The organism is Streptomyces sp. AK02-01A, from assembly GCF_033795305.1.
In the GTDB taxonomy this organism is placed as follows: domain Bacteria; phylum Actinomycetota; class Actinomycetes; order Streptomycetales; family Streptomycetaceae; genus Streptomyces.
Genome location: NZ_JARBAE010000008.1, coordinates 156816 through 168883 on the forward strand (window position 1 = coordinate 156816; position 12068 = coordinate 168883).

The 12068-nt window shown below is 65.9% G+C and carries 7 protein-coding genes; all 7 read left to right on the forward strand.

Annotation, left to right across the window (positions count from 1 at the left end):
* The first annotated feature begins 5 nt into the window (after positions 1–5).
* Positions 6–728: a 50S ribosomal protein L1 gene (gene rplA / locus PV679_RS11385; protein ID WP_319680005.1), complete on the forward strand. Its 723-nt coding sequence runs from the start codon at positions 6–8 to the stop codon at positions 726–728.
* 157 nt (positions 729–885) lie between these two features.
* Positions 886–1770: a DUF6612 family protein gene (locus PV679_RS11390; RefSeq protein ID WP_319680006.1), complete on the forward strand. Its 885-nt coding sequence runs from the start codon at positions 886–888 to the stop codon at positions 1768–1770.
* A 260-nt stretch (positions 1771–2030) separates the two neighbouring features.
* Positions 2031–2591 (forward strand): 50S ribosomal protein L10, encoded by a 561-nt coding sequence (gene rplJ / locus PV679_RS11395; RefSeq protein ID WP_319680007.1) that lies wholly within the window; start codon positions 2031–2033, stop codon positions 2589–2591.
* A 108-nt stretch (positions 2592–2699) separates the two neighbouring features.
* On the forward strand, positions 2700–3083 hold the full coding sequence (gene rplL, locus PV679_RS11400) for a 50S ribosomal protein L7/L12 (RefSeq protein WP_319680008.1): 384 nt from the start codon (positions 2700–2702) through the stop codon (positions 3081–3083).
* 578 nt (positions 3084–3661) lie between these two features.
* Positions 3662–7144: a DNA-directed RNA polymerase subunit beta gene (gene rpoB / locus PV679_RS11405; RefSeq protein ID WP_319680009.1), complete on the forward strand. Its 3483-nt coding sequence runs from the start codon at positions 3662–3664 to the stop codon at positions 7142–7144.
* 127 nt (positions 7145–7271) lie between these two features.
* Complete coding sequence (locus PV679_RS11410; protein ID WP_319680010.1) at positions 7272–11189, forward strand: DNA-directed RNA polymerase subunit beta'; 3918 nt, start codon at positions 7272–7274, stop codon at positions 11187–11189.
* 505 nt (positions 11190–11694) lie between these two features.
* A complete protein-coding gene (gene rpsL, locus PV679_RS11415) occupies positions 11695–12066 on the forward strand; it encodes a 30S ribosomal protein S12 (protein WP_003948652.1) in 372 nt (123 codons plus the stop codon).
* Positions 12067–12068 lie beyond the last annotated feature (2 nt).

Below are 12068 nucleotides of genomic sequence, written 5' to 3' on the forward strand. Positions count from 1 at the left end.
AAGAAGTGAAGCGCAGCAAGGCTCTCCGTGGCGCGGACGCCAAGATCGACCGGGAGCGCAACTACGCCCCGCTTGAGGCCGTCCGTCTCGCCAAGGACACCACCAGCACCAAGTTCGACGGCACCGTCGAGGTGGCCATGCGTCTGGGCGTCGACCCGCGCAAGGCCGACCAGATGGTCCGTGGCACCGTGAACCTTCCGCACGGCACCGGCAAGACCGCCCGGGTCCTGGTCTTCGCGACCGGTGACCGTGCCGAGGCCGCGCGTGCCGCGGGCGCCGACATCGTCGGCGCCGACGAGCTCATCGACGAGGTCGCGAAGGGCCGTCTGGACTTCGACGCCGTCGTCGCCACACCGGACCTCATGGGCAAGGTCGGCCGCCTCGGCCGCGTCCTCGGCCCGCGTGGTCTGATGCCGAACCCGAAGACCGGCACGGTCACCCCGGATGTCACCAAGGCTGTCACCGACATCAAGGGCGGCAAGATCGAGTTCCGTGTCGACAAGCACTCGAACCTGCACTTCATCATCGGCAAGGTCTCCTTCGACGAGACGAAGCTGGTCGAGAACTACGCCGCGGCGCTGGAGGAGATCCTCCGTCTGAAGCCGTCCGCGGCGAAGGGCCGCTACATCAAGAAGGCGACCCTGGCGACGACGATGGGCCCCGGCATCCCGCTGGACTCCAACCGCACTCGTAACCTCCTCGTCGAGGAGGACCCGGCCGCCGTCTGACACTGACGGCAGCCGCGGATCACGCGTACGCAGGGCCGGTCTCCTCATCTCTCCGGAGGTGAGGAGACCGGCCTTTTTTATCCCGTACGGAGCTGTCAGTGGGGCGCGGTATCGTACGGGAACTGGAAAGATCTTGTGTTTACCCGTGGGGGGAATCATGAAAACGATGTACCGCAACTTCGCCGGAGCCGCGCTCACCGGTGCGCTGCTGTGCGGCTCCGTGGCCTGTTCGGCGGACAGCGGCAAGCCCGCCTCCGACAGCAAGCCCGCCGCCGACAGCAAGGCGGCGGAGAAGCCGGTCGCGGTGACGCCTGCCGCCGCCGTCAAGCGTGCCGTGGACAACGGTCAGAAGCTGACCTCACTGAGCTACTCGATGAGCGGCAAGGTCCCGGGCGAAGGCCCCGTCGAGGGCAGCGCGTCGATGAGTCTGAAGCCGCTGGGCATTCAGATGAAGATGAACGCCGAGCTGGACGGAAAGCTGGAGAAGCTTGAGATCCGGATCATCGACGACGGCATGTACATCAACGGCGGCAAGGAAGCCGCCGCCGAGCTGGGCGGCAAGACCTGGCTGAAGTTCCCGATGGACACGCTGGGCAAGGGCAGCCCGCTCGACCAGCTTCCCAGTCAGGTCAGCGAGAACCCGGCCGACGAATCCGCCTCCCTGACCGAGGCCAAGGACCTCAAGAAGGTCGGTGAGGAGACCGTCGACGGGGTCAGCACCACGCACTACACCGGCACGGTGACGCTCGCCGCCATGCGCGAGAGCGCGAAGGGCGAGGACGCGGAGGCGGAGAAGCGCCGGGAGAAGACCATCAAGTCCTACGAGGACATGGGCCTCGACAAGCTGACCATGGACATCTGGGTCGACAAGGACGACCGCACCAAGCAGTTCCGTACGCAGGGCACCTCGAAGAAGGGCCCGCTGGACCTCATGATCAAGTTCTATGACTACAACAAGCCCGTGGCCGTCAAGGCCCCGCCGGCCGCGGAGACGGAGGACCTCGCCGAGTTGATGCAGGGCGCCGGGGCCGACGCGAGCTGACGCGTACACCCGATTTGCCTGCCGCGGATCCGTTCACGTACTCTTCGCAGGAAGCCAAAGACCGCTGGTCGTTGCCGTGCTCTCGGAAGAGCGTGCGGTGGCCGAAGGATCCGCTAGCTGCGGACGACCTGCGCAGGTGACTGTGGACAGCTCCCGGATCCCATTCGGTCGAGCTACGCCCCGTGCGCCTGCGCCGGGGCGTTTCGTTTTGCCCAGCCCCTTCTGAGCGGTCCTCATCACCCGGAAGGAGGCCGACGCTCATGGCAAGGCCCGACAAGGCTGCCGCGGTGGCCGAGCTGACGGACAAGTTCCGCAGCTCGAACGCCGCCGTGCTGACCGAGTACCGGGGTCTCACCGTGGCGCAGCTCAAGGAGCTGCGCCGTTCTCTCGGTGAGAACGCCCAGTACGCCGTGGTGAAGAACACGCTGACCAAGATCGCGGCCAACGAGGCCGGGATCAACACGCTGGACGACCTGTTCGCGGGTCCGACGGCGGTTGCCTTCGTCACCGGTGACCCGGTGGAGTCGGCGAAGGGTCTTCGTGACTTCGCCAAGGACAACCCCAATCTCATCATCAAGGGCGGTGTCCTTGACGGTAAGGCGCTGAGCGCCGATGAGATCAAGAAGCTTGCGGACCTCGAGTCCCGCGAGGTTCTGCTTTCCAAGCTGGCCGGTGCCATGAAGGGCAAGCAGTCTCAGGCTGCCGCGCTCTTCCAGGCGCTTCCGTCGAAGTTCGTCCGCACCGCGGAAGCGCTTCGTGCCAAGAAGGAAGAGCAGGACGGTGCCGGTACGCCGGCTCCCGTCGAGGCCGACTCCGAGTAATCACGCTCGCTCGGTCGCAGCGGGCCGGTCTACGCAGTAATGCCGTTAGGCACACGCCCGCGGAACTGTACATACGGCACCAGCCGAATTAGTGGAAGGACCGCCATCATGGCGAAGCTCAGCCAGGACGACCTGCTCGCGCAGTTCGAAGAGATGACCCTCATCGAGCTCTCCGAGTTCGTGAAGGCGTTCGAGGAGAAGTTCGACGTCACGGCCGCCGCCCCGGTCGCCGCCGCCGTCGCGGGCCCGGGTGCCCCGGCCGCCGAGGCCGAGGCCGAGCAGGACGAGTTCGACGTCATCCTCACGGGTGCCGGCGAGAAGAAGATCCAGGTCATCAAGGTCGTGCGTGAGCTGACCTCCCTGGGCCTCAAGGAGGCCAAGGACCTCGTGGACGGCGCCCCGAAGCCCGTTCTTGAGAAGGTCGCCAAGGAGCAGGCCGAGAAGGCCGCCGAGTCCCTCAAGGGCGCCGGCGCCTCCGTCGAGGTCAAGTGACCTCACGCGAGTCCGCCGCCGCGCGCCGCTAGGCGCCCGGAGGCAGTCTCGGCGCCGCGAGGCGCGGTGTTGACGCGAAGGGCGATCACCCAGTCGGGTGGTCGCCTCTTTGCGTTCGCGTGGGGGGTGCCTTGCCGCCGGGCCGCCGCCGGGTATCGTGATCATCGCCGTGCCCTCCGTACGCCCAGTGACGTTTCGCATGGGGTGGGGGGCCTTGACGAACCGCACGCAGCGCGCAATTCTCAGGACGCGTCGTCACAATCGATCCGGATCCGAGGCATGGATCGAGCGCGAAGAGGGCAGTATCGATGTGCGCCTACGGCGCGAGGTTTTGCCGCAGTTGAGACAAGGGTGTTGAGAACAACGAGGGTGTCGGAAAACCCGCTCTGGACATCAGTGTGCCAAGTGGCTACACTGACCCTTTGCGCTGCCTGTTAGCTGCTCCCTGCCCGTCACCAGGGGCACCCCCTCGCACGAGCATCGGTGATTGAACGGCCCCGATCTGGGCTTTCCCTCTCCGTGCCCCGCTTGGGACCGGTACGCGCGTAGTGAGTCCGAGCCCTCGGAAGGACCCCCTCTTGGCCGCCTCGCGCAACGCCTCGACCGCGAATACGAACAACGGCGCCAGCACCGCCCCGCTGCGCATCTCCTTTGCAAAGATCAAGGAGCCCCTCGAGGTTCCGAACCTCCTTGCGCTGCAGACCGAGAGCTTTGACTGGCTGCTCGGCAACGCCGCTTGGAAGGCTCGTGTCGAGGCGGCTCTCGAGAACGGGCAGGACGTCCCCAGGAAGTCCGGTCTGGAGGAGATCTTCGAGGAGATCTCTCCGATCGAGGACTTCTCCGGGTCGATGTCGCTGACCTTCCGCGACCACCGCTTCGAGCCCTCCAAGAACTCCATCGACGAGTGCAAGGAGCGCGACTTCACGTTCGCCGCCCCGCTCTTCGTCACCGCCGAGTTCACCAACAACGAGACCGGCGAGATCAAGTCCCAGACGGTCTTCATGGGCGACTTCCCGCTCATGACCAACAAGGGCACCTTCGTCATCAACGGCACCGAGCGTGTCGTGGTGTCCCAGCTCGTCCGCTCGCCGGGTGTCTACTTCGACTCCTCCATCGACAAGACGTCCGACAAGGACATCTTCTCTGCCAAGATCATCCCGTCCCGGGGTGCCTGGCTGGAGATGGAGATCGACAAGCGCGACATGGTCGGTGTCCGCATCGACCGCAAGCGCAAGCAGTCCGTGACCGTCCTCCTCAAGGCTCTCGGCTGGACGACCGAGCAGATCCTGGAGGAGTTCGGCGAGTACGAGTCGATGCGCGCCACCCTGGAGAAGGACCACACCCAGGGCCAGGACGACGCACTGCTCGACATCTACCGCAAGCTGCGCCCGGGCGAGCCCCCGACGCGCGAGGCGGCTCAGACGCTGCTGGAGAACCTCTACTTCAACCCGAAGCGCTACGACCTCGCCAAGGTCGGCCGCTACAAGGTGAACAAGAAGCTCGGCGCTGAAGAGCCGCTGGACGCCGGCGTGCTCACCACCGACGATGTCATCGCGACCATCAAGTACCTGGTCAAGCTGCACGCCGGCGAGACCGAGACGGTCGGCGAGAGCGGCACCCAGATCGTCGTCGAGACCGACGACATCGACCACTTCGGCAACCGCCGTCTGCGCAATGTGGGCGAGCTCATCCAGAACCAGGTCCGTACGGGTCTGGCGAGGATGGAGCGCGTCGTGCGTGAGCGCATGACGACTCAGGACGTCGAGGCGATCACGCCGCAGACACTGATCAACATCCGGCCGGTCGTCGCCTCCATCAAGGAGTTCTTCGGCACCAGCCAGCTCTCCCAGTTCATGGACCAGAACAACCCGCTGTCGGGTCTGACCCACAAGCGCCGTCTGTCGGCGCTGGGCCCCGGTGGTCTGTCCCGTGAGCGGGCCGGCTTCGAAGTCCGTGACGTGCACCCGTCGCACTACGGCCGCATGTGTCCGATCGAGACCCCTGAAGGCCCGAACATCGGCCTGATCGGCTCGCTCGCCTCGTACGGCCGGGTCAACGCGTTCGGTTTCGTCGAGACTCCGTACCGCAAGGTCACCGACGGCCAGGTCACCGACGAGGTCGACTACCTGACCGCCGACGAGGAGGACAGGTTCGTCATCGCCCAGGCGAACGCGCTCCTCTCCGACGACCTGCGCTTCACCGAGCCCCGCGTCCTGGTCCGCCGCCGTGGCGGAGAGGTCGACTACGTGCCCGGCACGGACGTCGACTACATGGACGTCTCGCCGCGCCAGATGGTGTCGGTCGCGACCGCCATGATCCCGTTCCTGGAGCACGACGACGCCAACCGTGCCCTGATGGGCGCGAACATGATGCGTCAGGCCGTGCCGCTGATCACGTCCGAGGCGCCGCTCGTCGGCACCGGCATGGAGTACCGCTGCGCGGTCGACGCCGGTGACGTCATCAAGGCGGAGAAGGAGGGTGTGGTCCAGGAGGTATCCGCGGACTACATCACCGTCGCCAACGACGACGGCACGTACACCACGTACCGCATCGCCAAGTTCTCCCGCTCGAACCAGGGCACCTCGGTCAACCAGAAGGTTGTCGTGGACGAGGGCGACCGGGTCGTCGAGAACCAGGTTCTCGCCGACGGTCCGGCCACCCAGCAGGGTGAGATGGCGCTCGGCAAGAACCTCCTCGTGGCGTTCATGCCGTGGGAGGGCCACAACTACGAAGACGCGATCATCCTCAGCCAGCGTCTGGTGCAGGACGACGTCCTCTCCTCGATCCACATCGAGGAGCACGAGGTCGACGCCCGTGACACCAAGCTCGGCCCCGAGGAGATCACCCGGGACATCCCGAACGTCTCCGAAGAGGTCCTCGCGGACCTCGACGAGCGCGGCATCATCCGTATCGGTGCCGAGGTCGTCGCCGGAGACATCCTCGTCGGCAAGGTCACGCCCAAGGGTGAGACCGAGCTGACGCCGGAGGAGCGCCTGCTCCGCGCGATCTTCGGTGAGAAGGCCCGTGAGGTCCGTGACACCTCGCTGAAGGTGCCGCACGGCGAGACCGGCAAGGTCATCGGTGTGCGCGTCTTCGACCGCGAGGAGGGCGACGAGCTGCCGCCGGGCGTGAACCAGCTCGTCCGCGTGTACGTCGCGCAGAAGCGCAAGATCACCGATGGTGACAAGCTCGCCGGCCGTCACGGCAACAAGGGCGTCATCTCGAAGATCCTGCCGATCGAGGACATGCCGTTCCTGGAGGACGGCACCCCGGTCGACATCATCCTCAACCCGCTGGGTGTGCCGTCCCGGATGAACCCGGGACAGGTCCTCGAAATCCACCTCGGCTGGCTCGCCAGCCAGGGCTGGAAGGTCGAGGGCAGCGAGGAGTGGATGGAGCGGCTGAAGGCGATCGGCGCCGACGAGGTCGCCGCCGGTACCAACGTCGCCACGCCGGTCTTCGACGGCGCCCGCGAGGACGAGATCTCCGGTCTCTTCGAGGCCACGATCCCGAACCGCGACGGCAACCGCATGGTCCAGCCGTCCGGTAAGGCGCACCTGTTCGACGGCCGCTCCGGTGAGCCGTTCCCGGACCCGATCTCGATCGGGTACATGTACATCCTCAAGCTCCACCACCTGGTCGACGACAAGCTGCACGCCCGCTCGACCGGTCCGTACTCGATGATCACCCAGCAGCCGCTGGGTGGTAAGGCCCAGTTCGGCGGTCAGCGCTTCGGTGAGATGGAGGTGTGGGCGCTGGAGGCTTATGGCGCCGCGTACGCCCTCCAGGAGCTGCTGACGATCAAGTCCGACGACGTGACCGGCCGCGTGAAGGTCTACGAGGCCATCGTCAAGGGCGAAAACATCCCCGAGCCCGGCATTCCCGAGTCCTTCAAGGTGCTCATCAAGGAAATGCAGTCGCTCTGCCTCAACGTGGAGGTGCTGTCCTCGGACGGCATGTCCATCGAGATGCGCGACACGGACGAGGATGTCTTCCGCGCGGCGGAGGAGCTCGGTATCGACCTGTCCCGGCGAGAGCCGAGCAGCGTCGAAGAGGTCTGACGGGTTGGCCGGCCGGATCCCGTATCCGGCCGGCTCTCCCCGGACCCGTTCAGACCATTGCTGAAGTGCCCCATTTTCTCGCTTGACGGCGAGGGGCTCGAACCCCCGAAAGAGGGATTGACGACAAGTGCTCGACGTCAACTTCTTCGACGAGCTGCGGATCGGCCTTGCCACCGCGGACGACATCCGGACCTGGTCCCACGGCGAAGTGAAGAAGCCGGAGACCATCAACTACCGCACGCTCAAGCCCGAAAAGGACGGACTCTTCTGCGAGAAGATCTTCGGTCCGACCCGGGACTGGGAGTGCTACTGCGGCAAGTACAAGCGTGTCCGCTTCAAGGGCATCATCTGTGAGCGCTGTGGCGTGGAAGTCACGCGCGCCAAGGTGCGCCGTGAGCGCATGGGACACATCGAGCTTGCCGCTCCCGTCACGCACATCTGGTACTTCAAGGGCGTCCCGTCGCGCCTGGGATACCTGCTGGACCTCGCGCCGAAGGACCTTGAGAAGGTCATCTACTTCGCCGCGTACATGATCACGTTCGTGGACGAGGAGCGCCGTACGCGCGATCTGCCGTCGCTGGAGGCCCATGTCTCCGTCGAGCGCCAGCAGGTCGAGAACCGTCGCGACGCCGACCTCGAAGCCCGCGCCAAGAAGCTTGAGACCGACCTGGCCGAGCTGGAGGCCGAAGGCGCCAAGGCCGACGTGCGCCGCAAGGTGCGCGAAGGTGCCGAGCGTGAGATGAAGCAGCTCCGCGACCGTGCGCAGCGCGAGATCGACCGCCTCGACGAGGTGTGGAACCGCTTCAAGAACCTCAAGGTCCAGGACCTGGAGGGCGACGAGCTCCTCTACCGCGAGCTGCGTGACCGCTTCGGCACGTACTTCGACGGTTCGATGGGTGCCGCGGCGCTGCAGAAGCGCCTGGAGTCCTTCGACCTGGACGAGGAGGCCGAGCGCCTCCGCGAGATCATCCGTACCGGCAAGGGCCAGAAGAAGACCCGTGCGCTCAAGCGCCTCAAGGTCGTCTCCGCGTTCCTGCAGACCAGCAACAGCCCCAAGGGCATGGTGCTGGACTGCGTGCCGGTGATCCCGCCGGACCTGCGTCCGATGGTGCAGCTCGACGGTGGCCGTTTCGCGACCTCCGACCTGAACGACCTGTACCGCCGTGTGATCAACCGCAACAACCGTCTCAAGCGTCTCCTCGACCTCGGTGCTCCCGAGATCATCGTGAACAACGAGAAGCGGATGCTGCAGGAGGCCGTCGACGCGCTGTTCGACAACGGCCGCCGCGGTCGCCCGGTGACCGGTCCCGGTAACCGCCCGCTGAAGTCCCTGAGCGACATGCTCAAGGGCAAGCAGGGTCGTTTCCGTCAGAACCTGCTCGGCAAGCGAGTCGACTACTCGGCCCGTTCCGTGATCGTCGTCGGCCCGCAGCTCAAGCTGCACCAGTGCGGTCTGCCGAAGGCCATGGCGCTGGAGCTCTTCAAGCCGTTCGTGATGAAGCGCCTGGTGGACCTGAACCACGCGCAGAACATCAAGTCGGCGAAGCGCATGGTCGAGCGTGGCCGTACGGTCGTGTACGACGTGCTCGAAGAGGTCATCGCCGAACACCCGGTGCTGCTGAACCGTGCGCCGACCCTGCACCGCCTGGGCATCCAGGCCTTCGAGCCGCAGCTCGTCGAGGGCAAGGCCATCCAGATCCACCCGCTCGTCTGCACCGCGTTCAACGCGGACTTCGACGGTGACCAGATGGCCGTCCACCTGCCGCTCTCCGCGGAGGCGCAGGCCGAGGCCCGCATCCTGATGCTGTCCTCGAACAACATCCTCAAGCCGGCCGACGGCCGTCCGGTCACCATGCCGACCCAGGACATGGTGCTCGGTCTCTTCTTCCTCACCACGGACGAGGAGGAGCGCAAGGTCATCGGTGTGGGCCGGTCCTTCGGCTCGTCCGCCGAGGCCACCATGGCCTTCGACAACCGTGAGCTCTCGCTCCAGGCGAAGGTCGACATCCGCTTCCCGGTGGGCACCATCCCGCCGCGCGGCTGGACCCCGCCGGCCGGCGACGAGGCGGACACCGACGGCGTCAACGGCTCCGAGTGGCAGCAGGGCGACCCGTTCCGGCTGCGTACGACCCTGGGCCGCGCGCTCTTCAACGAGCTGCTGCCCGAGGACTACCCGTTCGTCGACTACTCGGTGGGCAAGAAGCAGCTCTCCGAGATCGTCAACGACCTGGCCGAGCGCTACCCCAAGGTCATCGTGGCGGCGACGCTCGACAACCTGAAGGCGGCGGGCTTCTTCTGGGCGACCCGTTCCGGTGTCACCGTGGCCATCTCCGACGTCGTCGTGCCCGAGGCGAAGAAGGCGATCGTCCAGGGTTACGAGGCGCAGGACGAGAAGGTCCAGAAGCAGTACGAGCGCGGTCTGATCACCAAGGACGAGCGCACCCAGGAGCTCATCGCGATCTGGACCAAGGCGACCAACGAGGTCGCCGAGGCGATGAACGCGAACTTCCCGAAGACCAACCCCATCTTCATGATGGTGAACTCGGGTGCTCGTGGAAACATGATGCAGATGCGTCAGATCGCCGGTATGCGTGGTCTGGTGTCCAACGCCAAGAACGAGACGATTCCGCGTCCCATCAAGGCGTCCTTCCGTGAAGGTCTGTCCGTGCTGGAGTACTTCATCTCCACGCACGGTGCCCGTAAGGGTCTGGCCGACACCGCCCTGCGTACCGCCGACTCGGGTTATCTGACCCGTCGTCTGGTGGACGTCTCGCAGGACGTGATCATCCGCGAGGAGGACTGTGGCACCGACCGCGGTCTGAAGCTGCGGATCGCCGAGCGCGGCGCCGACGGTGTGCTGCGCAAGGCGGAGGACGTCGAGACGTCCGTGTACGCGCGGATGCTCGCCGAGGACGTCGTCGTCGACGGCAAGGTCATCGCGCCGGCAAATGTCGACCTGGGCGATGTCCTGATCGACGCCGTCGTGAAGGCCGGGGTCGAGGAGGTCAAGACCCGCTCGGTCCTGACCTGCGAGTCCGCGGTCGGCACCTGTGCCTTCTGCTACGGCCGCTCGCTGGCCACCGGCAAGCTGGTCGACATCGGTGAGGCGGTCGGCATCATCGCCGCGCAGTCCATCGGTGAGCCCGGTACCCAGCTCACGATGCGTACCTTCCACACCGGTGGTGTGGCCGGTGACGACATCACCCAGGGTCTGCCCCGTGTCGTCGAGCTCTTCGAGGCTCGTACGCCCAAGGGTGTCGCCCCGATCTCGGAGGCGGCCGGCCGCATCCGTATCGAGGAGACCGAGAAGACCAAGAAGATCGTTGTCACTCCGGACGACGGCAGCGAAGAGACGCCGTTCCCGATCTCGAAGCGTGCCCGTCTGCTCGTGAGTGAGGGTGACCACGTCGAGGTGGGCCAGAAGCTCACCGTGGGTGCCACCAACCCGCACGACGTGCTGCGGATCCTCGGTCAGCGCGCGGTCCAGGTCCACCTGGTCGGCGAAGTCCAGAAGGTCTACAACTCGCAGGGTGTGTCGATCCACGACAAGCACATCGAGATCATCATCCGGCAGATGCTGCGCCGTGTGACGATCATCGAGTCCGGCGACGCGGAGCTGCTGCCGGGCGAGCTGGTGGAGCGCTCGAAGTTCGAGACCGAGAACCGTCGTGTGGTCACGGAAGGCGGCCACCCGGCCTCCGGCCGTCCGCAGCTCATGGGTATCACCAAGGCGTCGCTGGCCACCGAGTCGTGGCTGTCGGCGGCGTCCTTCCAGGAGACGACCAGGGTCCTCACCGACGCGGCGATCAACGCCAAGTCGGACTCCCTGATCGGCCTCAAGGAGAACGTCATCATCGGTAAGCTCATCCCGGCCGGTACGGGTCTGTCCCGTTACCGCAACATCCGGGTCGAGCCGACCGAGGAGGCCAAGGCCGCGATGTACTCGGCCGTCGGCTACGACGACATCGATTACTCGCCGTTCGGCACCGGCTCCGGCCAGGCCGTCCCGCTGGAGGACTACGACTACGGTCCGTACAACCAGTAAGGCGTGAGCGAACCGGAGGGCGGCCATCCCGCGAGGGGTGGCCGCCCTCCGGCGTGCGCGCCCGCGTGGCTGCTGTCCCGCGTGGCTGCTGTAAGTGGCACAGCGCGGCCAGCACGGCGGACGGGCACTGTCAAACCGGGATGTTCCGTACTTTGATTCGATAAGGGACTGGCCGGGGCATAGCGCATCTGGCACCCTGGGCTTCTGGCGGCCGTCGGGGCGGCTGTCGCGAGGTTCCGCAGCGGCGAGCGCGTACGGCGTGTCTGGTCCACGGCATTTGTTTTGACCGGAGTCGATGAGGTAGGTACGCTCAGACCTTGTGCCTGGGGTGTGCCTGGGCTCCTGTGCGTGTCTTCAGCCGCACGAGGGGTCCGAGTATCGGCCACCGTGATCTGCGCCTTATCCGCTTTCGAGCGGGGTCGTGCAGCATTCGACACACCCGACCGCGTGGGTCGGTGACGTTCCAGGTTAGTTTTACGAACGGCACACAGAAACCGGAGAAGTAGTGCCTACGATCCAGCAGCTGGTCCGGAAGGGCCGGCAGGACAAGGTCGAGAAGAACAAGACGCCCGCGCTCGAAGGCTCGCCTCAGCGTCGCGGCGTCTGCACGCGCGTGTTCACGACCACCCCGAAGAAGCCGAACTCGGCCCTGCGGAAGGTCGCGCGTGTGCGTCTGACCTCCGGCATCGAGGTCACGGCCTACATCCCGGGTGAGGGACACAACCTGCAGGAGCACTCCATCGTGCTCGTGCGTGGTGGCCGTGTGAAGGACCTGCCGGGTGTTCGTTACAAGATCATCCGCGGCTCCCTTGACACCCAGGGTGTCAAGAACCGCAAGCAGGCCCGCAGCCGCTACGGCGCCAAGAAGGAGAAGTAAGA

Bases quoted from the DNA above. Each gene is read 5' to 3' on its own strand.
- PV679_RS11390 (WP_319680006.1), top strand. From the start codon at position 886: ATGAAAACGATGTACCGCAACTTCGCCGGAGCCGCGCTCACCGGTGCG.
- rplJ (WP_319680007.1), top strand. From the start codon at position 2,031: ATGGCAAGGCCCGACAAGGCTGCCGCGGTGGCCGAGCTGACGGACAAG.
- rplL (WP_319680008.1), top strand. From the start codon at position 2,700: ATGGCGAAGCTCAGCCAGGACGACCTGCTCGCGCAGTTCGAAGAGATG.